Here is a 25,937-nt window from a genome sequence, read left to right on the forward strand (position 1 = left end):
GATTTCCTTGACTTAATGGAATGATCGGACTAGTCGGGGCGCATGGTGGCGGAGTGTATCTATACTCCCACGGTTAATAGCTCTTACAACGGAAACGACTTCCCCTTTGGCAACATTTTCTGATCTTGGCTTAAGTCAAAAGGTGCTTTCAGCGGTAGAAGACGCTGGATACACAACACCGACACCAATTCAGGTCGGCGCTATCCCGCCCGCGCTCGCCCATCGTGACCTTCTCGGCATAGCGCAGACCGGCACCGGCAAGACAGCCTCTTTCGTTCTTCCCATGCTCACACGGCTTGAGAAAGGCCGTGCGCGTGCACGCATGCCCAGGACACTGATCCTTGAGCCGACGCGCGAACTCGCTGCACAGGTGGAAGAAAATTTTGTCAAATACGGCAAGTATCACAAACTGAACATTGCCCTTCTGATCGGCGGCGTATCCTTTGACGAACAGGATCGCAAGCTTGAGCGCGGCGCCGATGTTCTGATCGCAACGCCCGGGCGCCTTCTCGACCATTTCGAGCGCGGCAAGCTGCTTTTGACCGGTGTCGAGATTTTTGTCATCGACGAGGCCGATCGCATGCTCGATATGGGTTTTATTCCCGACATCGAGCGCATTGCGAAACTCATTCCGTTTACACGGCAAACCCTGTTTTTCTCGGCGACGATGCCACCGGAAATCCAGACACTCGCTGACCGGTTCCTTCAAAACCCTGAGGAAATCAAAGTCGCTCCACCGTCGACAACGGCAAAGACCGTGACGCAGCGGCTGGTTGCTTCAGGCGGCAAGGACTTTGAAAAACGCGCCGCCCTGCGCGACCTGATCCGCGAGCAGAAGGATCTCAAGAACGCGATCATCTTCTGCAATCGCAAACGCGACGTCTCGGATCTGTTCCGGTCCCTGGAACGGCATGAATTCAACGCCGGTGCTCTGCACGGCGACATGGACCAGCGCTCCCGCATGGCCATGCTGCAGAATTTCAAGGACGGAAATCTGCAGCTGTTGGTCGCATCAGACGTCGCGGCCCGTGGTCTAGACATTCCGGATGTGAGCCACGTCTTCAATTTCGACGTCCCGATCCATGCCGAAGACTATGTACACCGCATCGGCCGGACCGGCCGGGCTGGACGGTCAGGCGCCTCATTCACCCTGGTTACCAAACGCGACGCCAAATTTGTCGACGCGATCGAAAAGCTGATCGGCCAGACCATTGAATGGCACGAAGGCGACATGTCGTCTGTCAAGTCCGATGAGGAAGCCGCCGACAAGCCGAAGGCAAAGTCGCGGCGTGGCGCGAAAACAGCCGCCGACAACGACCGCAAACCGCGTGCCGGCCGCGATAGCGAAGATCAGGAAAAACCGGCTGCATCTGCACGGAAGAAAAAGAAGGCCGCCACAAACGACAACGAGAACCGGCGCGGCCGCAAGCGTTCGGACACGGACGACAAGCCGACGCCGATCGGTTTCGGCGACGATATCCCTGCGTTCATGATGATCGGCTCAAAGCAGTAGCGCGCTGCGTCGGGCATTCCGGATCTATTTGGAACGCAGCGCCGCCTCATAGGCCAGAAACACCCACTTCTTCATCTCGTCAGGATCGTCGAGCGCCTCGTCCGGTATCGACCAGTACGGCATTTTGACCGGCTTGTTCTTGCCGGTATAAACCCACTGGGAAGAGCCGGCCTCCGCAAATGTGCCGGCGCTTTCCTTGTCCGCCTTGAGCAGAATCTCGCCATCGACCTCGAGAGCCAGGATGCGGCCCTGATGATAAATACCTTTGCCGCCAAACATGCGCTTGATCGTCACCGGACCAAGCCCTTCGAACATGTCGTGAATTGCTTCATTATCCATGGTTTGCCAACTCCTCGAAGCCTATTCCTCTGCACCGGTGGGTGAGCAGATCTCGACGGTATACCCGTTAAGGTCCGCGACATAGCTCACCCATTGCCCCCAGGACATGAGCTTTGGCTCAGTCAGTGCGCGGGCGCCGTTTCCGATCGCCTTTGCGAAACCGGCCTGAACATCCTGTGTTACAAAGGCGATTTCGAATGCCGCGGGCCTGCGGCCGGGCGACTGCGGTTCAAAATCGAACCCGTGGCTCGCTGCCAGTTCCTCCGACGCAAAGGCAAGCTTCGTTGCGCCCGTGGCCATTTCCCCATAGGTGCCGCTGTCATCGACAAAGCGAACTGACAGGCCGAAGGCATCCTCATAGAAAGCCATCGCCTGCGCCACGTCAGGGACATACAAAATCACATAACCAAGCTGCATGGCTTCATCCAAACACAAAGAACATAACATGAACATATACCAGTCTGCTCTATGTTCAACCGTGCATCTGTCGCGGACATACGATTGATGACAAGACGGTGGCGACATATGTTAATTGCATAGGCGCTGCTTCGGCCTGAACGGCCGAACCCGCGTTGCGGCTTGGTTTGGTATTGATGCTTTGGATTGCAGCACTTGTTCTATTGATGGGCCTTGCCTTCGGACCGACCCTGTGGGTGCGGCACGTCATGCGCGCCCATGCGGGCGATCGCCAGGACTATCCGGGAACCGGCGGCGAATTTGCACGCCACCTGCTTGATCATCACGGCCTCGACAATGTGAGCGTCGAAATCACACCGGCAGGCGATCACTATGATGCTGAGGCCAAGTCCGTCCGGCTGACGCAGGAACTTCATGATGGCCGGTCGGTGACCGCCGTTGCCGTTGCCGCGCACGAAGTCGGCCATGCCTTGCAGGACCGCGACGGTTACGGTCCGCTCAAATGGTGTCACAGGCTGGTGGCAACAGCCAATCTGACCGATCGTTTCGGCTCAATCCTCATCCTCGGCCTGTCTGCCATCGGTGGCGCGGCGCTATCGCCGCGATTTCTTCTTTTTGGCATTCTGGCCGTGGTGTTGATCGGATTAATCCGTGTGGCGGCCTATCTGGTGATGCTGCCGGTGGAGCTGGACGCCAGTTTCCGCCGTGCCTTTCCGATCATGGTACAGGGTAAATATCTGCCGGATGAAGATCTGCCTGCGGTACGATCGGTCCTCAAGGCCGCGGCTTACACATATGTCGCCGCGTCATTGTTCCAGGTTCTCAATCTTCTGCGCATCCTGAGGGTGTTTCGCTAGGCAACATTTCACCACAGTGCACCAGCCATTTGGGCCGCCAAACTCTGCAATGCGCAACCAACGGAAAAATAGAAGCCAATTCAGTAAAAAGCATGTTGCAGGCGGGCTGCGAAGCGTGTATCTCCCGTCGCATTGTCGACGGAGCGTAGCGCAGCCTGGTAGCGCATCTGGTTTGGGACCAGAGGGTCGCAGGTTCGAATCCTGCCGCTCCGACCATGACAGGCGCATCGCCTTTGCGATCGCGTTCAGGACGGAAACGGGAGCTGCTGGCCATGTCTGCGAAAATCTATCGCCCGGCGAAAACAGCCATGCAATCTGGCAAGGCCAAGACCCATCTTTGGGTTCTGGAATACGACCAGGAGGTTCCCCGCACGATCGATCCGATCATGGGGTACACATCGTCAAGCGACATGAAACAGCAGCTCAGGCTGAGTTTCGAGACCCGCGAAGAAGCGGTCAGCTACGCCAAGCGAAACAACATCGCCTTTCGCGTAATCGAGCCGCACGATCCGAAGCGGAGACGGGTGGCCTACGCAGACAATTTCCGCTACGACCGACGCCAGCCCTGGACGCACTGACCACGCAGGCATATCCCGGTTAGCGGTGTCCAACGGCCCCGTAGCTCAACTGGATAGAGCAATTGACTTCTAATCAATAGGTTGCAGGTTCGAGTCCTGCCGGGGTCGCCACATCGCCGGGATAATCTGAGCTGTTTCCGCAGGACCGGCTGGTCAGCGGAAAAATGGCCGAACGCCCCGGAAAAAAGTCCCGTTCGCCTCTCGTCCGCAGGCTCCAATCAGATAGGCTTGAGCGCTCCAAGAATTCAGGAGCTGCCATGTTTCACACCAAAATCGTTCCCCGAATCTCCGAAACCGATGCTCTGGGCCACATAAACAACACGGTGCTGTCCGTCTGGTTCGATGAAGCCCGTCGTCCCATCTATGAAATTTTCACGCCGGGCCTTGCCCGGGAAAACTGGTGCCTGATCATGGCCCGCTCGGAAATCGACGTGGTCGGGCAGATATTCCTCGGCGGTGACGTAGGGATTTCAACGGCAATCGAACGCCTCGGTTCAAGCTCCATCATATTCGCCCAGGAAGCGGAGCAAGGCGACCGGGTCGTCGCCAGATCCAGGGCCACCTGGGTTCACTTCAACTTTGAAACACAAAAGCCGAAGCCTATCCCCGACGACTTGCGCCGCCGCCTTAATGAAAGTGACGCCTTCAGCAACCCGGAAACAGCAACGTAAAAATGCGGCGCTGGATAAATTCGCGGGTTCGCTTGCCTCCGGGCTGGCTCCCTATTCATCTCCGATAATCGGATGGATGATCTGGTCTCCGCGTCGCAGGTCAATCTTGCCGGCAACGCCTGCATTGACTTCCAGGACATACAGCACCGGTTCGCTCGACCGGATGATCTGTTCGGAATGCGGAACAGCGTTGTAATGAATATCCGCAACGGTTCCGTCAGGCCGTATGAAAATCATGTCCAGCGGAAGCAGTGTGTTCTTCATCCACATCAGCACGGGCTGGACGCTGTCGAAGCGAAACAGCATGCCGGCATTCTCGTCCATCTTCTCTCTATGCATGAGACCGGTGGCCCGATCCTGATCGGTCAGCGCCAGTTCCACGAAAAAGCTATGCGTTCCCGTGCGGGTGACGATGTCCAGCCTGTTAAATTCGGACGTGGCAGCCGCAAGGCCCGCGCTGAATAGCAAAATCAGCAAAGCGGCGAGCACGCGCACCCTGATCTGCATGAATGGTGAAATGTGTTGGTTTGTCATTGCCGCAAACTGCAACAGGCCTTGCCGCCGTGCAACCGCCGAGCTTCAATTGTCGTAAAATTGATCAGTGCGACTTCGGAAATGTCGCGTCAATGTCCGGGTGGATCTCAGCGGCCATAAGCCCCTTTTCACCCTCGCCGAAGCGTACCAGCACAACCTGCCCGGGCCGCAACTCCGTCAGCCCGTAGCGCCGCAGCGTTTCCATGTGAATGAAGATGTCTTCAGTACCGTCGCCCCGGGTCAGGAACCCGAACCCCTTCGACCGGTTGAACCATTTGACGAGGGCCCGCTCCAGCCCGCTCGTCGGCGTCACCTGCACATGGGTACGCACCGGCGGAAGCTGCGAAGGATGAACCGCCGTCGATTGATCCATCGACAGGATCCTGAAGGCCTGATAACCGCGGTCTCTCTTTTGGATTTCGCAGACGACCCTGGTTCCCTCCAGAGCCGTTTGGTAACCGTCTCTGCGCAGGCAGGTCACGTGCAGCAAAACATCGGGCATGCCATTGTCGGGAACGATGAAACCAAATCCTTTAGCGACGTCAAACCATTTTATGACGCCGGAAATCTCAATCAGATCCACGGCTTCGCCGGACAATGCAGCCTGGGTTGCCTCACCCTTGCTTGGAGATTTGTCCCCCATTCACCCCAGCCTCTCAAATACGCAAACCCAAAAAATCAATGACTGATTCTTTACATAAGGATAACATTGGTAACGTAAGGTGATGCAAGCATTAGTTTGCTCTTGCCCTAAAATCTCAGCTCCCTTGTCTCCGCGGCTCGCTGCTCTATTTTGCCGTCAGATTGAAAATCATGGAAAGATCAATGCGTTATCTACATACAATGGTTCGCGTTCGCGACGTTGACGAATCACTGGACTTTTACTGCAACAAACTCGGCCTTGTGGAAATCCGCAGAATTGAAAGCGAAGCAGGCCGGTTCACGCTCATTTTTCTGGCGGCTTCTCAGGACACCGAGGCTGGCGAGAAGAACAGCGCGCCTCTGTTGGAGCTGACTTACAACTGGGACAGCGAAGACTATCAGGGCGGTCGCAATTTCGGCCATCTGGCCTTCGAGGTGGACGATATTTATGAACTCTGCCAATCGCTCATGGACAACGGCGTCACCATAAACCGCCCTCCCCGCGACGGCCGCATGGCATTCGTGCGCTCTCCGGACGGCATCTCCATCGAGCTTCTCCAGCGCGGCGGAGCGCAAACCGCCCAGGAGCCCTGGGCATCGATGGGCAACACCGGTAGCTGGTAATACGGACAAGTTTGGCGCAAGGGTTGTGGCGGATCATGCTTCTGCCGCAATTGGCGTACATCTGTCACATTGTGGGATTTGCCGCATTCGCTGAACACCAGCCTCTGCGGCAGGAAAGACCGTTTCGCGGTCTTCGATTTTGGTGGGGGCACTGGCGCATTGGGGGCAATCCGTTCACGTAATCTGCCGGGCTGCAAAGGTCTTGCGAGACCGTTGATTGCAGTTGCTTCGGCGCTGTTGCTTGCCGGCTGCGTATCTTCGTCAGACGATGCGAGCTTTGGGCTCTTGCCCCAGGCCGATGTCGGAGAAACGGCCGATTTCCCTACGACCGGCTACGCCGGATCTTTTGAATCCGATGCGGACCCGACGCCGCCGGCAGAAATTGCGAACGCCGAAAGCAGCTCGGTCGAAGCGTTGGATACCGGATCGACGATAACGACGAGCTACGCCGCTCCAATCCCCGTTCCCCGCTCGCAGGTCCTTTCTCCGCAAACAGAAAATGCCGCCGCCGATGCATCGGACGCTGACACCATATCCGAAGACGCCGAAACCGGGATTGCCACAAATCCGGCCGCCAAGAAGAAAACGCCAAGCCGGCTGGCGCGGCTTTTCTCGTTTGGCAAGCCACGCCCGTCCACTGCGATTGTGGACATCAATGACGAACCGGATCAAAGACACCTTTCGCAGGGCGCGGTTTCCAACAGCGCCAAACCGGTCATCCGTGAAAGGGGCGGTGAAGACAAGCTGCCGGGCGTGCGCCTCGGCAACCTCTTCGGGTTCGGCCAGCGCACTTCCGCCGATACATCCGAGCCGATACAGGTAGCCTCCGCCGCGGGCCTGGCGCGCCTCGTGCCGAACGGCCTGCGCCGCCAGCATGACAAGGTCAACACTGCCTGTCTGAAACCGGAGCTGGTACGCCTTCTCGCAAGCGTCCGCCGCCACTACGGCCGCGATGTCATCATCACGTCGGGCTACCGCTCGTCCAAACGCAATCGCCGCGCCGGCGGCGTGCGGGCCTCACGCCACACAACCTGCGAGGCGGCCGACATTCAGGTGCCCGGCGTATCCAAGTGGAACCTGGCCAAATATCTGCGCACGGTAGATGGCCGCGGTGGTGTCGGAACCTATTGCCACACCAAATCCGTGCACATCGACATAGGCACAAGACGGGACTGGAACTGGCGCTGCAAGCGGCGCTGAAGCCCTGTTTTTTCGGCGTAAATTTCCACCGTCATATTTTTTTTAAAAAACCAAAATTCCCGCTTGCGGGAATCCGAAGACCTGACTATATAACGCCCACCACGCGCCCTTCGTCTATCGGTTAGGACGCCAGATTTTCATTCTGGAAAGAGGGGTTCGATTCCCCTAGGGCGTGCCACGGTTCCTTTCGTACAAATCCAAATTCCTCAATTCGACCGCGCCATTCCATTACGCCTGCAGCCCGTGCAAGCCCGGAATATTCACCGCGTCCGTTGCGTGACGCGGAAAAAATGCGATCCATGAGTGGTAATTTGAAAAATCGTCCATACCTTCACTCCTGATGGTTCCAACGATGGACCCAGAAGCGTCCATTCAAATTCAGTGACATCAATGAGATCAGCGACCCTGGGAGCCACACTCCATTGAAAGCCATAACCTATTCGAACTACGGACCGCCGGATGTGCTTCGGCTGTCCGATGTGGAAATTCCCGAGGCCGGTGACGACGAGGTGTTTATCCGGGTGCGGGCTGCCGAGGCGACGAAGTCTGACTGCGAATTGCGCAGTTTCAGATTTTCAGTCAACTGGTTTTGGCTGCCATTGCGTCTGGCAATCGGCATCACCAGGCCGAGGAAACAGGTTCTCGGCGGTTATTTCTCCGGCGAAATTTTGGCTGTCGGGAAAAACGTCACACAGTTTGCCACGGGCATGCAGGTGTTCGGCGCGACCGGGCTTCGGTTTGGAGCCTATGGAGAATATGTCAACCTTCCTGCGGACAGCACGATGGTCGCCAAACCCGGCAATATGAGCTTTGAAGAGGCTGCGGCTGTTCCGCTCGGCGGATTGAATGCGATTCACTTCATGCGGCTGGCGGAACTCAAGCCGGGTGAGAAGGTGTTGATTAATGGCGCCGGCGGCAGCATCGGCGCCCACGCCGTGCAGATCGCAAAATCAATGGGCGCCGAAGTCACCGCCGTCGACAAGGCAATCAAGGAGCCGTTCCTGCGCGGTCTTGGCGCAGACCACTTCATCGATTATCAACGGCAGGATTTTGGCAGCAGCGGAGAAAAATACGATGTCATATTCGACATGGTTCCGCGCAGCTCCTACCGGGCCTGCATGCAATCGCTCACCGATCAGGGCCGCTACTTCACGGGCAATCCCCGTATGTCGGTCATGTTTCGCACGCTGCTGACGAATGTTTTCACTAAAAGGAAGGCCAGTTTTGCGTTTGCCAAGGAGCGCATCGAAGAACTGGAGGCCCTCAAGGAAATGATCGAAGCACGGACAATTCGCCCGATTGTCGATCAGGTGTTTCCCATGGACCGCGCAGCCGAAGCGCATCGTCTGGTCGAGACGGAAGAGCGCCGCGGCGCGATTGTCATTGCAATTGGTGAGCCTGAGAATGTGTCAGAACCGGCCTGACGGGATTCTGATACGTCCGGCCGAGCTCATTACCCGGGCCGGGCCGCATCCATCACCCGGACCTGAACCCTTTGCCGTCCCTGCCAGTGATTGACCGACAGCGTGCCGGCAAAATGGAAACGCTGTCCCCTGCCGTCCAGCAGAGCCGCACCGAGGGCCGTTTCTGCAGCACGGAAAGCGATGGCGTCGACCTGCGATCCGGTAGCATCGGCCAGCCGCAATTTGACGTGGTCGGCGCCAACGATCCTCGCATCGGTGAGTTGGTGGTCGGGCAAGGCCAAAACGGGTTGTGGGTGGCCTGCGCCATAGGGTCCGGCCCTTTCGATCTGTCCCATCAGTTCGAGTGTCGCACCGCTTGCAGCCAGCGCACCGTCAATCTTCAATGACTGGTTAGCGCGAAGCGCTCCGACGAGCGGTGCCGCACATTCTTCGAAATAGGCCCGCAACGCGCCGAGCTGGGCACGTTCGACACTGAGGCCTGCCGCCATGGCATGACCGCCGCCCTTTGTCGCGAGCCCCGCCGTGACCGCATCACGCACCATGTGCCCCATGTCAAAACCGGAGATAGACCTGCCTGATCCGGTGCCTTTTCCGGAGGGATCCATGGCGATGGCAAAGGCCGGCCGTCGAAACTTTTCCTTGAGACGTGCAGCGACAATGCCGACAATTCCGGGATGCCAGCCCTCCCCGGCCGTAACGACCACTGCGGGCCCCTCGCCCGTTCCAAATTCGGCCAGTGCTTCCGCCTCGGCTTCGGCCAGCATGGTGCGCTCCAGCGCCTGCCGCTCGCCATTCAGCCTGTTCAGTGTTTCGGCAATCTCCTGCGCCTGCGCACTGTCCGAGAGGGTAAGCAGCCGGCTTCCAAGGGCCGCATCGCCAATACGTCCGCCGGCATTGATGCGCGGCCCGATGAGATAACCCAGATGATAGGGCGAAACGGGGCCGTCCACCCCGGCCACTTTCATCAGAGCGGCCAGGCCCGGATTTCCCATATGGCGCACGGCAAGCAGGCCCTTGACGACATAGGCCCGGTTTAAACCTTTAAGCGGCACGACATCGCAAACCGTCGCCAGCGCCACCAAATCAAGCATCGCCATAAGGTCGAGAGAGCCTGCACGGCTGTCACCCCGCTTGCGCAATTCGCGCAATGTCGCCACCAGAAGAAGGAAAACCAGCCCGGCGGCACACAGGTGCCCCTGCCCCGACAGATCGTCTTCGCGGTTGGGATTGACCAGCGCCACGCAAGGCGGATGATCGTCACCGATCTGGTGGTGATCGACCACGACCACGTCGATACCGCGCCCACGCGCATGTTCGAGTGCAGCATGGCTGGTGGAGCCGCAATCGACCGTCAGGATCAATCCTGCGCCATTGTCGATCAGTGCATCCATGGCCGCCGGATTTGGCCCGTAACCTTCGAAGACCCGGTCGGGAATATATATTTCACATTCGATGCCAAAATGGTCGAGGAAGCGTTTGACCAGCGAAGACGAAGCCGCACCATCGACATCATAGTCACCGAACACAGCAACGCGCTGTTGGGCGGCGATGGCATCGGCCAGGCGCGCTGCCGCCGCATCCATATCCTGCAGGCTCGTCGGATCGGGCATCAGGTCCCGCAATGTCGGGTCCAGAAAAATCTCCGCATCTTCCGCTGTCACGCCGCGGCCGGCAAGCACGCGCGAAACCAGGTCGGAAACGCCAAGCGACTGCGCAATCGCCAGCGCCCGGTTCAGACCCGCCGGGTCAAGCCGCTGCACCCAGCGCTGCTGCGACAGCGATGTCTCTACATCGAGGAAAGCCGGCTCGCGGCTCTTTGTGCTGGCGTCCACCCGTCCACTCCATTCCAACCTGACATTAGGTCAAATTAAGCGGTGACAGAAGGCCCGCGCCCGCCACGCAGGCATCGTCCACAGGTCAGTCGAATTTGCCGAGGTCCTGGTGCCTCGCCTTGATCTCGCGCACGGTGCGCGAAGAAGAACGCATGACGATTGTATGCGTGACGATCGCATCGCGGGCGAATTTGACGCCGCTCAGCATGTTGCCGTCGGTCACGCCGGTCGCCGCAAAGACGACATCGCCGCTGGCCATTTCATCCATTGAGTAGACCTTGTTGGGATCTTCGATCCCCATGGTCCTGGCGCGGGCGATCTTTTCTTCCGTGTTGAGCTGCAACCGGCCTTCCATCTGGCCGCCGATACAGCGCAGAGCGGCGGCTGCCAACACGCCCTCAGGCGCGCCGCCAATGCCCATATAGATGTCGATGCCGGTTTCATCGGGATCGGTCGTGTGGATGACCCCGGCTACATCGCCATCACCGATCAGCCGGATAGCGGCGCCGGTGGCGCGTACCTCTTCGATCATGCGGGCATGGCGCGGCCGGTCCAAAATACACGCCGTGACTTCGCCAACCGGAACACCCTTTGCCTTTGCGACAGCCGTGATGTTGTCGGTCGGAGTGGCGTCCAGCGAAACGGTGCCTGCGGGGAATCCCGGTCCGATGGCAATCTTCTCCATGTAGACATCCGGCGCGTAAAGCAGGCTGTCTTTTTCGGCAACTGCGATGACAGCCAGCGAATTCGGAAGGTTCTTTGCACAGATCGTCGTGCCTTCCAGCGGATCGAGGGCGATGTCGACTTCCGGTCCCTTGCCGATCCCGACCTCTTCGCCGATATAAAGCATCGGCGCCTCATCCCGCTCGCCTTCGCCGATGACCACGCGGCCATCGATGGGCAGCTTGTTGAGCTCCTGACGCATTGCGTCAACAGCCACCTGATCGGCCTCCTTTTCGTCACCGCGTCCGCGGAGGTGCGCAGCGGCCACAGCCGCCCTTTCCGTCACCCGCACAATCTCCAGTGTCAGGATGCGATCGAGACCGCTTTCGCCGTCTTTTTTGGCCGTCATTTCTGATGATCCCATAGTTGTAGTTGCGGCCCTGATAGCCCGATGAGGTGGATGTTTGCAACGTCAGTCTGAATAAATCAGAAGCAATTTTGTCCATCTTTCCAACTTGCTCACCACTAAATCGATTAGTGTGTGTCAGCGAAACGCGATACCACGATGCTGAAACAGGATTGCACGGCTGAAACTATGCGTCCCGCGAATTTATGAAGCCGGAAAAATAAGCTATTGAAGACGGGTGAACAGACAATTCAGAGCGAGGGATATTGAGATGATGTGACGGAATCACCAGTTGTAGTTTCCCGCCGCATCCTCCATGGAAACCCATGTCGCCATCCCTGCTATCATATATATGGAAATACAGTGCCAGGCAGCAGATCATACTGCTGATTCTCACCGTTATATCCTTCCCCATCCTCTATTTATCGCTGGAATTGCCGAAGCAGATTATCAACGAGGCGATCGGTTCAAGCGCGTTTCCTGTCGAGTATTTCGGTTTTTCCCTCGGGCAGTTCGAATATATGGGGGTTCTGTGTGGCGCCTTCCTGCTGACTGTCATCGTTTCCGGTGTGCTGAAGATGCGCACCAACATATTCAAAGGCACCGTTTCGGAGCGGCTGCTGCGGCGTTTTCGCTACCAGTTGATATCGCGAATTTTGCGTTTTCCCCTGCCCCATTTCCGGCGAACCTCTCAAGGTGCGCTGATTTCGATGGTGACAGCCGAAACCGAGCCGATGGGCTCAATGATGGGAGACGCCGTTTCAAGGCCGGTCTTTGCCGCTGGCCAGATGCTGACGGTTGCAGCCTTTCTTTTTGTGCAAAATGTGTGGCTTGGCGTTGCAGCAATCGTAATGATCCCGTTGCAGGCCTATATTATTCCGAAGTTGCAACGCCACATCAATCAGCTCAACAAGAAACGCATCCTCGTCGTGCGATCCCTTTCGGACCGTATCGGCGAAAGCGTCACCGGTGTCGAGGAACTGCGCAACAACAACGGGCTTGGCCACGCCCTTGCCGATTTTTCCAAACGGTTAGGCCGGATTTTCTATATTCGGCTGGAAATATATAACCGCAAATTTTTCATGAAATTCCTCAACAATTTCATGAACCAGCTAACGCCGTTCCTGTTCCTTTCAATCGGCGGATATCTGGTGGTCAAGGGACAGTTGACCGTCGGCGCCCTTGCCGCGGCCCTTGCCTCGCACAAGGACCTGATGTCGCCATGGCGCGAACTTCTTGCCTATTACAGCCAGATCCAGGACGTCAGTTTGCGCTACGTGACAATCACCGAACAGTTCACACCGCCCGACATGATCGATGAAGAGCTGTTTTACGGGCACCCTGCCGGTCATCCCGATCTCAAGGGTCCGATTTCCATGAAGAACGTCACGATCATGGATCAGTACGGCATTCCGATCCTCGACCACATCAATCTGGACATCAAACAGGGCTCGCTTATCGCAATACAAAGCGACAATTCATTCGCGCGGCGCGCGTTTGTCCAGGCGCTGACCCGGTCAGTTGTCACCGCGACGGGAAACATCACGATTGCCGGAAAGGACCTGTCCAAACTGCACCAGGAAACAATCGCCGCCCGCATAGCCACTGCTGGCGGCGGCTCCCACATCTTCAGCGGCACGGTGGGCGAAAATTTGCAGATGCCGCTCATGCCCGCACCCGTCGAACTCGACCATCTGTCGGATCAGACAATCGCCGAAATTGAAGAATCCCGCAGGGTCGGAAACAGCGCCGATCCGATAGACACAGACTGGCTCAACCCGGAGCTTGCCGGCGTTGCATCGCGTACCGAACTTCGCAACTGGTGGCTTGAGATCATCCGCGCCGTCGGGCTGGACGATTTGCTGATGAACCGTGGTCTTGAAGCCAAAATCAGCCAGCAGGACTACCCCGAACTGACAACGAAACTCATTAAATTGAGAAAGAGGCTACACGACAAGTTCAGGTCACCCGAATTTGCGAAATACGTCTATTTTTTTGACCGCTCCCGCTTCAACCCCGGCCTTACGGTCAGCGAAAACATGCTGTTTTCCATTCGCAATGACGACGCGGTAGACACTCAGATCATCGAAAACCCCGCATTCCTGCAGACCCTTCAGGAACTCGATCTACAGGAAGACCTGCGTCAACTTGCGATTGAACTGATGACCATGCTGGTGCAGGTCTTTTCGAGTGTCGGCGCCGAACATCCGATGTTCCAGCGTACGGCATCGCTCAGCCCGGATTTCTTTGAAAACCTCGTAAAGATCTACCGCAAGCAGAGCAAGGACGGCTGGCTGTCGCTTTCGGACGAAGAACGCATGGCTGTAACAACACTGCCATTCACAATTACCGCGGAGCAGTTTGCCGACGTCTTTCCGGAAACCTTGAAGCAGAAAATCCTGCAGGTGCGGCGCGATTTCAGCTATCAACTCTACAATCGGGCCAGAGATTTTTATGCACCGCTGGATCGCAACAGCTATTGTCCGAACCTTTCGGTGCTCGAGAACATCCTGTTCGGGCGCGTTTCACGTATTGTCGGCGGGGTTCCGATAGGGTTGCTGAGAATTATCGGCACTGCTTTGGACAAGGAAGATCTCCGCGGCGACATCATGACCCTCAACATTCACGCCGAGGCGGGCATCAGCGGCGCCAACATGCCTCAAATTGCCCGCGAGCACATCGACTTCATCCGCGCGGCAATCAGGCGGCCCGATGTCCTCATTCTCGACCACATTTTCTCCGGCAACGAAGAAATCAAGCGAAGCGAGATGAAACGCAATGCAAGGGCTCTGCTGCCGGGTGCCACAATCATCGTGCTTGAATCCAGATTCCGCAATCCGCAGCAATATGATGCCTTCTATGAACTGCGGAACGGCAGGCTGATCGAAGCCGGCTCTCCGCCAGAGCAGCCCGATGATGTCGATACCGGCAAATCGCCGGGATCAGCCAACCTGGTTGAAAAGCTCCACGTGCTTTCACGGACCGCACTTTTTGCCGGCCTCGACCGCAGGCAATTGCGGCTGCTTGCTCACGGTTCCCATTGGGTATCGTTCAAAAAGGGTGACTATATTTTCAGAGCGGGCGACCCGACTGACGGGGCCTACACATTCACCGCCGGCTCTGCGGAATTGTGGCTGCCGGAATCAAATGATCACAGAGCAATTCGGATCACAACCATCGAACCGGGGCGCATCATTGGTGATCTTTCGGTTATCCTCGAACAGGACCGCGAGTTCGATCTGCAGGCCTTGAGCGACATTAAAGGCCTATGCATCAGCAAACAGGCCTTTCTGGATGTCCTCGAACACGACAATGAGGTTGCGCTCAGCCTGCTGAAAACCGTTTCCGGTCATCTGCTGCATTCCCGCGAATTGTGGTAGGACCTCAGCCCCCTTCCGGGCGTTCGATACGGATAACCTGGGGCTTATCAAGAAGATAGCCGTCATCTGAAATCGATTGAACAGCCTGGCGCACCGAAGCCTCCATCGTGGCGTGGGTGACGAGAATGACGGTTTTTTTGTCGCCATTGCCGTTTGAGCCGTTTTGCCCTGGGCGCTGAACAATGGATTCCAGCGAAATGTCATTGTCCGACATGTGCCTTGCAAGGCTGGCAAAGACACCCGTCTTGTCTTCCACGGTCAGACGGATGAAATAGCCGCCCTCGTGGCTGCGCATGCGCGCTCTGACATAGGGCTCCAGATGGATGGCGGGGCGGCCAAGGACAGGCCCGTACTGGTGTCCCGGCTGGGCTTTTGCAATATCAGCGATATCGCCCATAACGGCGGACGCAGTCGCATCGCCGCCTGCACCCGGCCCGGACATCATCAGTTCGCCCAGGACATCGGCATCGATCGCCACTGCATTTGTGACGCCGTCGACCTGCGCGATAACCGAGTTTTTAGGCACCATGGTCGGGTGAACCCGCTGCTCGATGCCTGAATCGGTCTTCTGCGCAACGCCGAGCAGCTTGATGCGAAATCCGAGATCGTCTGCGGCACGGATGTCCTCGATTGATATGTTCGAGATACCTTCCAGGTAGATATCGTCAGGCGAAATCTGCGTGCCGAATGCAAGACTGGTCAAAAGAGCAAGCTTGTGCGCCGTATCGTTGCCTTCAACGTCGAAGGTCGGATCGGCTTCCGCATAACCAAGGCGCTGCGCTTCCTTCAGGCAATCCTCGAATGACAGGCCGACGCGCTCCATCTCCGTGAGGATATAGTTGCAGGTTCCGTTCAGGATACCAAAGACCCTTGAAATGCTGTTGCCCGTCAGCGATTCCCGCATTGCCTTGATAACCGGTATTCCGCCGGCGACGGCGGCCTCGAAGTTCAGCAGCACGCCCTTTTCTTCCGCAATGCGCGCCAGCTCCACACCATGACGCGCGAGCAGCGCCTTGTTGGCGGTCACGGCATGACAGCCTCGCGACAGTGCGGTTCGCACTGCGCTGAGCGCAGGATCGTCCTCGCCACCGATCAACTCGACAAAGACGTCGATTTCGGCTTCCTTGGCCATTTGAACGGGATCTGAATAGAACTGCGCACCGGAAAGATCGACGCCGCGGTCCTTGTTTGCGTCGCGCGCACTGACGGCCACTATATCGATCGGCCTGCCGCAGATATCCGCCAGCTTGTTGTGTCGGGTCGACAGAATGCGGGCAAGCGACGCACCGACAGTGCCAAGACCCGCAATGCCGATTTTCAGGGCATGTGCCATTTCATGATCCAGTTGTTCAAATGCCGTGCCGGAGGGCCACAGGCCCGGCACGCGGATGGTTGAAGTTCTTTCGGCTAACGCCGTGTGTTCAGCTGGACGACGTTTTGCATGCTTTCGTCGGCCGAAGCAAGAAAACGTTTGATGTTGCGAGCCGCCTGCCGAATGCGGTGCTCATTCTCCACCAGAGCAATGCGCACATAGTCGTCTCCGTATTCACCAAAGCCGACACCCGGCGCCACGGCCACTTCCGCCTTCTCGATCAGCAACTTTGAAAATTCCAGCGAGCCGATCTCCCTGAACCGCTCGGGAAGTGGTGCCCAGGCAAACATCGTCGCCTGCGGCGCCGGCACTTCCCAGCCGGCATTGGCAAATGATTCCACCATGACATCACGGCGGCGCTTATAGGTTTCGCGCACCATTTCGATCTCGGAGCCGTCACCGTTGAGCGCTGTCGTCGCCGCAACCTGGATCGGTGTAAACGCCCCGTAGTCCAGATACGACTTGACGCGCGACAGTGCGGCGATCAGCCGTTCGTTACCGACCGCAAATCCCATTCTCCAGCCGGGCATGGAAAAAGTCTTCGACATGGACGTGAATTCCACGGCCACATCAACTGCACCTGGAACCTCCAGAACAGAAGCCGGCGGCGCGTCATCATAATAGACCTCGGCATAGGCAAGATCCGACAGGATGATGATGTCGTGCTTGCGGGCGAACGCGACCACGTCCTTGTAGAAATCAAGATCGGCGACATGCGCTGTGGGGTTGGACGGATAGTTCAATATCAGTGCCAGCGGTTTGGGAATGGAGTGCCGCACTGCGCGTTCCAGCGAATAAAAGAAACTGTCGTCCGGTTTGACGGTCATCGAACGTATGACACCGCCTGACATGATGAAGCCAAAGGCGTGGATCGGATAGGTCGGGTTTGGGCAAAGCACGACGTCGCCTGGCGCCGTAATCGCCTGCGCCATATTGGCAAAGCCTTCCTTGGACCCGAGTGTCGCGACCACCTGGGTATCGGGATCAAGCTTCACTCCGAAGCGGCGCTCATAATAGCGCGCCTGCGCTTTTCTGAGGCCTGGAATTCCTCTGGATGTGGAATAGCGGTGCGTGCGCGGGTCCTGTACGACCTCGCATAGCTTGTCGACGATCGACTGAGGGGTCGGCAGGTCCGGGTTTCCCATTCCGAGATCGATAATGTCCGCGCCGGCCGCTCGCGCGCTCGCCTTCAGGCGGTTCACCTGTTCGAAGACATAGGGCGGCAGACGTCGGACTTTGTGAAATTCTTCCATAACTTTCTCGGTTTCGAATTGGGGCTGGTTCCTGCTTATGCGCCCATTATGGCACAAATTGCAATAAATCACCGGAATGTTCGCGGCGCGTTGCGCTGTTGCCGGATTATCCGGGACGGACGGAATGACCGAAAATTTGCGACGCTATTCCTCGATTTCCTTTTGGGTCTCGATTCCGTGAGTGCGGGCGATCTCTTTGAGCTCATTGTACCGGGCGGAATAACCGGCAGAGGAGTTGCCTCCGCGTTGCTGGGCGGCTCGCAACACCCGCATTTCGTTCAGCAGGGCCTGCTTTTCTTCTTCACTGAGCTGTTCGGTCGCTCCCCTGGGTGAAATTGCGAATGTCGGAAAGCTGTCATTGCGCCTGGCACCCGTTTCCACGAAGGAGTTGTCGCGCACCTCCTTGTCCTCCGGTGCACCATCGGCACCGGCCACCGTTGTCCCCGTATTTTCGGGAGTTGTTCCCGTACTTGCAGGTTCTGGCTGCGAAGTGGCCGTTGGAGCGGCATCCTCCAGCGAGGCGGAAACACAACCTGTCAGGATGGCCAGCACTGCGAGCAAACCTGCAGCCGTAACCCCGAAGCCGATTTTCATGATCCCATGCCCCGTTTGCATCATTCCGCTTTCATCTAAAGTACACCATTTAACAGCAATTTAGGTCTATAATATTATTGTCCTATTTGCATAATAAAGATGTCCTGCAATCCATTGAATGTCGACATGGATCAGGTAAGCCTTGGGGAGGTATCCGTGGCGGAAAAAAAAGCCCGTAAGGGCAATAGCAATGCCAAGCGTGCCCCTGCCGCTAAGAAGGAAAGCACCAAAACCACCAAGCAGGAAGATGCCAAGGCGCAGCAAAAGCCTGAATCCGGCAACGGTGGTTTTGAAGACATAACGAATCTGGCTGCAATCGAACCCTTTGTCGTTAAGGACCCCGAAGCCATGGCGCGCAATATGGCGCACATGGTCGAGGAACTCGGCAAGGCAGCATCCGCCTGGGTTACCCCGCGCGAAACGGGCGAAAAGAAAGACAGCCTCGCCGGCCCCGCCACCGACATGGTCAAGACCTTCTCAAAGCTCTCGGAATACTGGCTGTCGGATCCGAGGCGCACCATCGAGGCACAAACCCATCTCCTCACCAGCTATTTCGATATCTGGTCGAACTCCATGCGTAAAATTTCGGGAGAAAAAGCGGAAGACCCGGCGGCCGGTCATATCGGCGACAGGCGATTTTCAGACGAGGACTGGCAAAACAACGCATTTTTCAGCTTTCTGCGCCAGGCCTATTGGGTGACTGCGGACTGGGCTGACAAACTGGTAAAGGATGCTGACGGTCTGGATCCACACACCCGTCACAAGGCGGAATTCTATGTCAAGCAGATCACCAGTGCACTTTCGCCGACCAATTTCGTGCTCACCAATCCCGAGGTCTACAAGGAGACCGTTGCCGAAAGCGGTGAAAATCTCGTACGCGGCATGCGCATGCTGGCTGAAGACATCAAGGCCGGCCGCGGCGACCTGCGTTTGCGCCAGTCCGACTACAGCAAGTTTGCCGTCGGTGAGAACCTTGCAATGACGCCCGGCAAGGTCGTCTCCCAGAGCGATATTTGCCAGGTGATTCAATATGCTCCGGCAACAGACAAGGTCCTCAAACGTCCCCTGCTGATCTGTCCGCCATGGATCAACAAATTCTACATCCTTGATCTTAATCCGCAAAAGTCCTTCATCAAATGGGCCGTCGAACAGGGCCACACGGTGTTTGTCATCTCCTGGGTCAATCCGGACGAGCGCCATGCGAAGAAGGATTGGGGAGCTTATGCCCGGGAGGGCATCGGTTTTGCACTCGACACGATCGAAAAAGTAACCGGTGAGGACGAGGTCAACGCGATCGGCTATTGCGTCGGCGGAACACTGCTGGCAGCGACCCTCGCGCTCTTTGCGCAGGAGGGCGACAACAGAGTCGCCTCCGCGACGTTCTTCACAACCCAGGTCGATTTCGTGAATGCCGGTGACCTGATGGTTTTTGCCGACGAGGAAAACATCGACTCAATCGAAGAAAACATGAAGGAGCACGGATATCTCGACGGCTCCAAGATGGCGACCGCCTTCAACATGCTTCGCGCCTCGGAACTTATCTGGCCCTATGTGGTCAACAACTACCTGAAGGGCAAGGAACCGATGCCCTTCGACCTTCTGTACTGGAATTCGGACGCCACCCGCATGCCGGCGGCCAACCACTCCTACTATCTTCGCAACTGCTACCTCGAAAACAACCTGTCACATGACCGGATGGTGCTGGGCGGCAAGAAGGTCACCCTCAAGGACGTCAAGATCCCGGTCTATAACCTCGCTGCCAGGGAAGATCACATCGCACCGGCCAAGTCCGTATTCGTCGGCTGCCGCTCCTTCGGCGGCAAGGTGACCTATGTCATGTCAGGCTCCGGCCACATCGCCGGCGTCGTCAATCCACCTGAAAAGAAGAAATATCAGTACTGGACCGGTGGCAAGCCGGTGGGTGATTTCGACAAATGGGTCGAAAAGGCCAAAGAGCATCCCGGTTCCTGGTGGCCGCATTGGCATGCCTGGATCAGGAAACAGGACGACGAGATGGTGGAAGCGCGTGAACCTGGCGGCGGCAAGCTGAACTCCATCGAAGATGCGCCCGGAAGCTTCGTGCGCGTTCGCGTGTGACTTTAGAACCCATTCAGGCTCTAACTGTTCCATCGCGGAAAGCATTGTTCTAAGAGGGGCGCATGAAATTTCCGTCGCCCCTCACCTCCGCAACCCTGATCAAGCGCTACAAACGGTTCCTGTTCGATGCCGAACTGGACAACGGTGAGACCATCACCGGCTCCTGTCCGAACACCGGTTCGATGCTTGGCCTGACCGATCCCGGTTCGCGGGTCTGGATGTCGGAGCATGACAGCCCGACACGCAAATACCGCCATGCGCTTGAGCTTGTCGAAGTTGGCGGGGTAACCGTCGGCATAAATACCGGCCTTCCGAACAAGATTGTCGAAGAATCCATACATGACGGCGCCATCGGACCGCTGGCCGGTTACAGCGGCCTGAAACGCGAACAGAAATACGGCAAGAACTCGCGCATCGACATCCTGCTCACGGATGAAACCCGCCCGCCCGCCTATGTCGAGGTCAAGAACGTGCACTTCATCCGGGAGCCGGATCTGGCCGAGTTTCCGGACAGCCCGACGAAACGCGGGGCCAAGCACCTGGACGAGCTCGGCGACATGGTTGAAGGTGGAAATCGTGCCGTCATGGTTTATCTTGTGCAGCGATCCGATTGCGAGAGATTGAAAATCTGCCGCGATCTCGATAGCAATTACGGAAAGGCCTTTGACAGGGCCATCGCACGCGGGGTTGAAGCGCTGGCCGTTCGATGCCACATCACACCGCAGGAAATCCGCTTCGACCGGCTCATTCCGATAGACGAACCGGGCTTGTGAGGAAAACAATTGGTTAGCTACATCGACGCGATTGCCGCGCCAAAGAAAAACAACGGTCAGGTCAAGTTGCACGGCCCGGAAGGATTTGCCGGCATGCGCAAGGCGGGCCAATTAACGGCACGATGCCTTGATGAACTCGTATCCCGTGTTCAGCCGGGCACCACTACGGCCGCAATCGACAAGTTCGTATTCGAATTCGGCATGGATCACGGAGCGGTTCCCGCAACACTCAACTACCGCGGTTATACGCATTCGTGCTGTACCTCGCTCAACCATGTCGTCTGCCATGGTTTTCCGAGCACCAAGCCCTTGCGCGAAGGTGACATCGTCAACATCGACGTGACCTACGTGCTTGACGGCTGGCACGGCGATTCCAGCCGCATGTATCCGGTCGGCCAGGTGAAGCGCGCTGCGCAGCGCCTGATGGAAGTCACTCACGAATCGCTGATGCGGGGTATTGCGGCGGTGAAGCCCGGCGCCCGAACGGGTGCCATTGGTGAGGCGATCCAGCGCTATGCCGAATCCGAGCGCTGCTCGGTCGTCCGCGATTTCTGTGGCCACGGTCTCGGCCAGCTCTTTCACGATGTTCCGAACATTCTGCACTACGGCCGCGCCCATGAAGGCATCGAACTGCGCGAAGGCATGATCTTCACCATCGAGCCGATGATCAATCTCGGAAAGCCGCATGTGAAGGTTCTGTCGGACGGCTGGACTGCCGTGACGCGTGACCGTTCACTGACAGCCCAATACGAACATTCCGTCGGCGTAACCGCAGACGGATGCGAGATATTCACTCTCTCGCCGGCAGGCCTGTTCGCACCCGGCCTCGATGTTTGAGGCAACCAGGAGATCCGCCCCTGTCTGAGACCGAAAACAGCGCCCATCATCACGGGCACCGGGAAAGGTTGAGAGAGCGGTTCCAAAATGCCGGCCCGGAAGCGCTGGCCGACTATGAATTGCTGGAACTGCTGCTGTTTCGTCTCATTCCGCGACGTGATACCAAGCCGATCGCAAAGGCGCTGCTCGACCGGTTCGGATCCATATCGGAGATCATGGGAGCGCCGGTCAATTTGCTTTGCGAAGTTCAAGGCATCGGCGAAACGGTAGCGGGCGACATCAAGGTGATCGCCGCCCTCACCCAGCGCATGCTCAGGACGGACATTATCAACCGTCCGGTCCTGGCATCGTGGTCGGCCGTTGTCGAATATTGCAAGACAGCAATGGCGTATGAGCGGCGCGAGCAGTTCCGTATTCTTTTTCTCGACAAGAAGAACACGCTGATCGCAGACGAGGTCCAGCAAAGCGGAACGGTCGATCACACGCCCGTCTATCCGCGCGAGGTGGTGCGCCGTGCGCTGGAACTTTCGGCAACGGCGATTATCCTGGTGCACAATCATCCGTCTGGCGACCCGACACCGTCGCGTGCCGATGTGGAAATGACCCACAAGATCATTGAAGCGGCTTCACCGCTCGACATCGCTGTACACGATCACATCATCATTGGCAGGGCCGGTCACGCAAGCCTTAAGGGCCTGGCGCTCATCTGATCGCCGGGCACAAAAAAGGCCGCAAAAAATGCGGCCTCTTTCGGATTGTAGTGTGCGACCGGCTTATTCAGCGTCGGCCTTTTTCTTGGGCGCAGCCTTCTTCTTCGGAGCCGCCTTTTTGGCAGCGGCTTTTTTCTTCGGCGCGGCCTTTTTCTCTGCCGGGGCTTCTTCCTCGTCATCGGCCATCAGCTCATCCTTGCTGACGGTCTTGTCGGTGACTTTGGCTTCGCCAATGATGTAGTCGATGACCTTTTCCTCGAAGATCGGAGCACGCAGCTGTGCAACGGCATCCGGTGTCTTCTGGAAATATTCCATGATCTGCTGTTCCTGACCCGGATACTGACGAACCTGGTCGTAAACGGCACGCTGCATTTCCTCGTCCGTGACGGAGAGTTCAGCCTTTTCACCGATCTGGGAAAGGACAAGGCCGAGACGGACGCGGCGTTCAGCCAGCTTGCGATAGTCTTCGCGTGCTGCTTCTTCCGTTGTGTCTTCGTCCTCGAAGGTCTTGCCGTTCTGTTCGAGATCAGCGGTGATCTGGCCCCAGATATTGTTGAACTCGACCTCGAGAAGGCCTTCCGGCGTTTCGATCTTGTACTGTTCGTCAAGCGCGTCGAGAATCTGGCGTTTGATCTTCTGGCGCGTGTACTGGCCGTACTGGCTTTCGATCTGTTCACGAACAACTTCGCGCAGACGCTCGGCCGATTCCAGGCCAAGTGTCTTGGCCAGTTCGTCGTCGATGACCAGTTCGCCCGGCTTTGCGACTTCCTTGACCGTGACGTCGAAGGTGGCTTCCTTGCCGGCAAGATGCGCGGCCTGGTATTCTTCCGGGAAGGTCACGGTGATGGTTTTTTCGTCACCGGCCTTCACTCCGACCAGCTGATCCTCAAAGCCCGGGATGAATGTCCCCGAACCAAGGACCAGGTTGGAATCGTTGTCTGCACCGCCCTCGAATGGCTCGCCGTCAACTTTGCCGAGATAATCCATGGTAACGCGGTCGCCGTCGGCGGCCTTGCCCTTCTTGGTCTCGTAGGTGCGGGCGCTGTCGGCAACGCGCTTGACTTGCTCTTCGACCTCTTCGTCGCTGATTTCGACAAGCTGGCGCTCGAGCTTGATCTTGTCGACGTCCTTGACCTCGAAGTTCGGGATCACCTCATAGGACATGGAAAATTCGAAATCGGCCTTGGCGTCGAGGATCTCGTTGGCCTCGGCTTCGTCTTCCGTCATAGTGATCTGCGGACGGGTGGCGGATTTTTCGCCCCGCTCGGACAGGATTTCCGTCGGCTTCTCGTTGATCATTTCATTGACGAGTTCCGCCATGATCGATTTGCCGTAGACCTTGCGCATGTGGGACATCGGCACCTTGCCGGGACGGAAGCCGTTGAGGCGGACCTTGTCCTTTGCATCGATCAGACGCTCGTTCATGCGCGATTCCATGTCCTTTGCCGGAACCACGATCTTGATTTCGCGCTTAAGTCCCTCGGACAGCGTTTCTGTAACCTGCATTTTCAAACCTTCAATTTCCTGGCCGCCGCGACCGATCACAGCGATGCCTTATTGCCTGCCAAGTGTGGCAGCGATCTGTCACAGTGCCCTTGCCAAGGCATTTCAGGCAAAGCACCATTGTTTTTATTGACTTTTTCCACTCTGCGCAGACTGAATCTTGGGGATCAGTCGCGCAAACAGCAGTTGCCGCCAACGGGCGTTCGCCGCGCAATAGCAAATTGGTTGCCGGCCCGCAATGCAAAACCGCCGGTTGGCCGGTTCAAGGAGCCGATTTTTGATGTCTTTTGGCAACGCCGATCAGCGCGCGTGCGACCGCTGCATTATAGCAGACGGCTCACACTTGCACATTCTCGAACGTGAAAGGTCCTATTCGTGCCCCGGACGTAACCGCAATGGATGTGAGCGCTGAACGACGGCGACAATACCGCTTGACCCGCAGCCTGTGCATATGGCAAACGACCGTCTCCTGAATGTGCGGGTGTGGCGGAACTGGTAGACGCACCAGATTTAGGTTCTGGCGCCGAGAGGCGTGGGGGTTCGAGTCCCTTCACCCGCACCACAATCTTCCTTCAATTCAGATCCTGTTGGATGTCCTGTGCCGGTCCGGTGTCTTGCGCCAAGCCATTGGACGGTCTTTATGCTGCCTGATGGCGTAATTTATTGAACCTTCATTCAAACGGCTTTTTTGCATGGCAAGCCATGCACATAGAGCATATCTCCCATGCTTATATTGCGCTGCACAAATTCAATCGTTTCATCTATATTGAGGTCAAGTTGATAACGCAATTGGCGATGCCAACGAAGCGAGGTTTGAAATCATGAACATGATGCTTACATACAGCAAATGGCGTGCATACAATCGGACACGCGACGCACTGCAGCGTCTTGGTGATCGTGAGCTTGCCGACCTTGGTATCAAACGCGGCGAGATTGAAGAAGTCGCCCGCCGGTCGTTGTAAACAAAAGATTATAAAGTTTCGCCGGGACATACTCCTCCTCCCAATGTCCCGACGAATTGACTGACAGCACTCCTCCTCCCAGCTGTCAGTCTCGTAAAATGGCGCTCGCTGGACCTCCTCCCCCAGCGGGCGCTATTTTTTTGCGTTCCTGAGCGCGTATTGCCGCTTTTCGGATTTCAAGGTTAAGGCCCTGCATAAATTGCATACCGCATGTGCGAATATTGCACTGCACAAATTTTTCGACCGTACCTATATTGGGTTCAGAAACGAAGCGCGGCGAAAACGTCGCCCCCCACATCGTGAAGGATAAAAAAAATGGCATCTTTGAAGCAGTCATTCAACAGCTGGCGCAAGTATCGCAACACCTGCAACGAGCTGTACCGTATGTCCGATCGTGAGCTGAACGATATCGGCATCTCCCGCGGAGACATTCCGTTCGTCGCACGTCGCGGCAACTAATTCGAATAAGCAGTCACCGGATCAAACCTCCTCCCTTGATCCGGGGAAACGGCCGGCGGGTTCTCCTCCTCCCAAACACCGTCGGCCTCGCAATAGCGCCCACCGGACCTCCTCCCCCGGTGGGCGTTATTTTTTGGAGAGCGTGTTTCCGGCCTGCCAGGAGCGCCGTTGCGCGACTGGAAATCCTGGCCGATTCCATGAAATCTGAAATGCAGAAATTGCATGGCTGCCCTGATCAAACAGGACTAACTCAACCGGCAAAAATGTCTACATAGCGATTATCGCAACACTTGAGGT

General features: G+C 57.0%; 24 protein-coding genes and 4 tRNA genes. 18 read left to right on the forward strand and 10 right to left on the reverse strand.

What is annotated here, in order from left to right:
• Nucleotides 1-106 precede the first annotated feature (106 nt).
• Nucleotides 107-1,513, forward strand: coding sequence for a DEAD/DEAH box helicase (locus ABVT35_RS11865; RefSeq protein ID WP_368466675.1), 1,407 nt, complete (start codon nucleotides 107-109; stop codon nucleotides 1,511-1,513).
• A 24-nt stretch (nucleotides 1,514-1,537) separates the two neighbouring features.
• Here ABVT35_RS11865 and ABVT35_RS11870 read toward each other — a convergent pair whose 3' ends face one another.
• On the reverse strand, nucleotides 1,538-1,852 hold the full coding sequence (locus ABVT35_RS11870; protein ID WP_368466676.1) for a TfoX/Sxy family protein: 315 nt from the start codon (nucleotides 1,850-1,852) through the stop codon (nucleotides 1,538-1,540).
• A 21-nt stretch (nucleotides 1,853-1,873) separates the two neighbouring features.
• On the reverse strand, nucleotides 1,874-2,269 hold the full coding sequence (locus ABVT35_RS11875; RefSeq protein ID WP_368466677.1) for a VOC family protein: 396 nt from the start codon (nucleotides 2,267-2,269) through the stop codon (nucleotides 1,874-1,876).
• Nucleotides 2,270-2,445: 176 nt separating this feature from the next.
• Between ABVT35_RS11875 and ABVT35_RS11880 the strand changes: the two genes are divergently transcribed.
• The 5 genes from ABVT35_RS11880 to ABVT35_RS11900 all read left to right on the forward strand — a co-directional run bounded on the left by ABVT35_RS11880 (nucleotide 2,446) and on the right by ABVT35_RS11900 (nucleotide 4,375).
• A complete protein-coding gene (locus ABVT35_RS11880) occupies nucleotides 2,446-3,126 on the forward strand; it encodes a zinc metallopeptidase (RefSeq protein ID WP_368466678.1) in 681 nt (226 codons plus the stop codon).
• A gap of 139 nt (nucleotides 3,127-3,265) precedes the next feature.
• A tRNA-Pro gene (locus tag ABVT35_RS11885) sits at nucleotides 3,266-3,342 on the forward strand.
• 56 nt (nucleotides 3,343-3,398) lie between these two features.
• Nucleotides 3,399-3,704 carry an ETC complex I subunit gene (locus tag ABVT35_RS11890; RefSeq protein WP_368466679.1) on the forward strand — a complete coding sequence of 102 codons (306 nt, stop codon included), beginning with the start codon at nucleotides 3,399-3,401 and terminating at the stop codon, nucleotides 3,702-3,704.
• Between the two features lie 34 nt (nucleotides 3,705-3,738).
• Nucleotides 3,739-3,815: transfer RNA gene (locus tag ABVT35_RS11895), tRNA-Arg, on the forward strand.
• 146 nt (nucleotides 3,816-3,961) lie between these two features.
• The gene (locus ABVT35_RS11900; RefSeq protein ID WP_368466681.1) at nucleotides 3,962-4,375 is read left to right on the forward strand and encodes an acyl-CoA thioesterase; all 414 of its coding nucleotides are present in this window, start codon (nucleotides 3,962-3,964) and stop codon (nucleotides 4,373-4,375) included.
• A gap of 51 nt (nucleotides 4,376-4,426) precedes the next feature.
• On the opposite strand, the gene ABVT35_RS11905 is transcribed toward ABVT35_RS11900, so the two are convergent.
• On the reverse strand, nucleotides 4,427-4,909 hold the full coding sequence (locus ABVT35_RS11905) for a DUF192 domain-containing protein (protein WP_368466682.1): 483 nt from the start codon (nucleotides 4,907-4,909) through the stop codon (nucleotides 4,427-4,429).
• A 64-nt stretch (nucleotides 4,910-4,973) separates the two neighbouring features.
• A complete protein-coding gene (locus tag ABVT35_RS11910) occupies nucleotides 4,974-5,552 on the reverse strand; it encodes a cold-shock protein (protein WP_368466683.1) in 579 nt (192 codons plus the stop codon).
• Between the two features lie 182 nt (nucleotides 5,553-5,734).
• Here ABVT35_RS11910 and gloA point away from each other — a divergent pair, with 182 nt between their 5' ends.
• The 4 genes from gloA to ABVT35_RS11930 all read left to right on the forward strand — a co-directional run bounded on the left by gloA (nucleotide 5,735) and on the right by ABVT35_RS11930 (nucleotide 8,799).
• On the forward strand, nucleotides 5,735-6,175 hold the full coding sequence (gene gloA / locus ABVT35_RS11915; protein WP_368466685.1) for a lactoylglutathione lyase: 441 nt from the start codon (nucleotides 5,735-5,737) through the stop codon (nucleotides 6,173-6,175).
• A gap of 213 nt (nucleotides 6,176-6,388) precedes the next feature.
• Nucleotides 6,389-7,375 (forward strand): YcbK family protein, encoded by a 987-nt coding sequence (locus ABVT35_RS11920; protein WP_368466686.1) that lies wholly within the window; start codon nucleotides 6,389-6,391, stop codon nucleotides 7,373-7,375.
• Between the two features lie 103 nt (nucleotides 7,376-7,478).
• Nucleotides 7,479-7,553, forward strand: a tRNA-Glu gene (locus ABVT35_RS11925).
• A 244-nt stretch (nucleotides 7,554-7,797) separates the two neighbouring features.
• Nucleotides 7,798-8,799, forward strand: a complete 1,002-nt coding sequence (locus ABVT35_RS11930) for an NAD(P)-dependent alcohol dehydrogenase (RefSeq protein ID WP_368466688.1) — start codon at nucleotides 7,798-7,800, stop codon at nucleotides 8,797-8,799.
• Nucleotides 8,800-8,828: 29 nt separating this feature from the next.
• Here the strand turns inward: ABVT35_RS11930 and recJ are convergent, their stop codons facing one another.
• The gene (gene recJ / locus ABVT35_RS11935; RefSeq protein ID WP_368466689.1) at nucleotides 8,829-10,631 is read right to left on the reverse strand and encodes a single-stranded-DNA-specific exonuclease RecJ; all 1,803 of its coding nucleotides are present in this window, start codon (nucleotides 10,629-10,631) and stop codon (nucleotides 8,829-8,831) included.
• An 85-nt stretch (nucleotides 10,632-10,716) separates the two neighbouring features.
• Entirely contained in the window at nucleotides 10,717-11,703 is a 987-nt protein-coding gene (gene glpX / locus ABVT35_RS11940) for a class II fructose-bisphosphatase (protein ID WP_368466690.1), read from the reverse strand.
• 323 nt (nucleotides 11,704-12,026) lie between these two features.
• Between glpX and ABVT35_RS11945 the strand changes: the two genes are divergently transcribed.
• Nucleotides 12,027-15,080 carry an ABC transporter transmembrane domain-containing protein gene (locus ABVT35_RS11945; protein WP_368466691.1) on the forward strand — a complete coding sequence of 1,018 codons (3,054 nt, stop codon included), beginning with the start codon at nucleotides 12,027-12,029 and terminating at the stop codon, nucleotides 15,078-15,080.
• 4 nt (nucleotides 15,081-15,084) lie between these two features.
• Here the strand turns inward: ABVT35_RS11945 and ABVT35_RS11950 are convergent, their stop codons facing one another.
• The 3 genes from ABVT35_RS11950 to ABVT35_RS11960 form a co-directional block, all read right to left on the reverse strand.
• On the reverse strand, nucleotides 15,085-16,413 hold the full coding sequence (locus ABVT35_RS11950) for a homoserine dehydrogenase (RefSeq protein ID WP_368466692.1): 1,329 nt from the start codon (nucleotides 16,411-16,413) through the stop codon (nucleotides 15,085-15,087).
• 74 nt (nucleotides 16,414-16,487) lie between these two features.
• Nucleotides 16,488-17,705, reverse strand: coding sequence for an LL-diaminopimelate aminotransferase (locus ABVT35_RS11955; RefSeq protein ID WP_368466693.1), 1,218 nt, complete (start codon nucleotides 17,703-17,705; stop codon nucleotides 16,488-16,490).
• Between the two features lie 144 nt (nucleotides 17,706-17,849).
• Nucleotides 17,850-18,299, reverse strand: a complete 450-nt coding sequence (locus ABVT35_RS11960) for a hypothetical protein (RefSeq protein ID WP_368466694.1) — start codon at nucleotides 18,297-18,299, stop codon at nucleotides 17,850-17,852.
• A gap of 297 nt (nucleotides 18,300-18,596) precedes the next feature.
• Here ABVT35_RS11960 and ABVT35_RS11965 point away from each other — a divergent pair, with 297 nt between their 5' ends.
• From ABVT35_RS11965 to radC, 4 genes are all read left to right on the forward strand, one after another.
• Nucleotides 18,597-20,396 (forward strand): PHA/PHB synthase family protein, encoded by a 1,800-nt coding sequence (locus ABVT35_RS11965; RefSeq protein WP_368467849.1) that lies wholly within the window; start codon nucleotides 18,597-18,599, stop codon nucleotides 20,394-20,396.
• A gap of 62 nt (nucleotides 20,397-20,458) precedes the next feature.
• Nucleotides 20,459-21,169, forward strand: a complete 711-nt coding sequence (gene sfsA / locus ABVT35_RS11970; protein WP_368466695.1) for a DNA/RNA nuclease SfsA — start codon at nucleotides 20,459-20,461, stop codon at nucleotides 21,167-21,169.
• A gap of 9 nt (nucleotides 21,170-21,178) precedes the next feature.
• A complete protein-coding gene (gene map / locus ABVT35_RS11975) occupies nucleotides 21,179-22,006 on the forward strand; it encodes a type I methionyl aminopeptidase (protein WP_368466696.1) in 828 nt (275 codons plus the stop codon).
• On the forward strand, nucleotides 21,949-22,716 hold the full coding sequence (gene radC, locus ABVT35_RS11980; RefSeq protein ID WP_368466697.1) for a DNA repair protein RadC: 768 nt from the start codon (nucleotides 21,949-21,951) through the stop codon (nucleotides 22,714-22,716). Before map ends, radC begins: the two co-directional genes overlap by 58 nt.
• Before the next feature lie 63 nt (nucleotides 22,717-22,779).
• Here the strand turns inward: radC and tig are convergent, their stop codons facing one another.
• Complete coding sequence (tig, locus tag ABVT35_RS11985; protein WP_368466698.1) at nucleotides 22,780-24,222, reverse strand: trigger factor; 1,443 nt, start codon at nucleotides 24,220-24,222, stop codon at nucleotides 22,780-22,782.
• Nucleotides 24,223-24,696: 474 nt separating this feature from the next.
• Between tig and ABVT35_RS11990 the strand changes: the two genes are divergently transcribed.
• The 3 genes from ABVT35_RS11990 to ABVT35_RS12000 all read left to right on the forward strand — a co-directional run bounded on the left by ABVT35_RS11990 (nucleotide 24,697) and on the right by ABVT35_RS12000 (nucleotide 25,640).
• Nucleotides 24,697-24,781 (forward strand) — tRNA-Leu (locus ABVT35_RS11990).
• A gap of 259 nt (nucleotides 24,782-25,040) precedes the next feature.
• Nucleotides 25,041-25,181, forward strand: coding sequence for a DUF1127 domain-containing protein (locus tag ABVT35_RS11995; RefSeq protein ID WP_368466699.1), 141 nt, complete (start codon nucleotides 25,041-25,043; stop codon nucleotides 25,179-25,181).
• Between the two features lie 315 nt (nucleotides 25,182-25,496).
• Complete coding sequence (locus ABVT35_RS12000) at nucleotides 25,497-25,640, forward strand: DUF1127 domain-containing protein (RefSeq protein ID WP_368466700.1); 144 nt, start codon at nucleotides 25,497-25,499, stop codon at nucleotides 25,638-25,640.
• The last annotated feature ends 297 nt before the right edge of the window (nucleotides 25,641-25,937 follow it).

This window comes from Hoeflea sp. TYP-13, assembly GCF_040932035.1.
Lineage (GTDB): Bacteria > Pseudomonadota > Alphaproteobacteria > Rhizobiales > Rhizobiaceae > Hoeflea_A.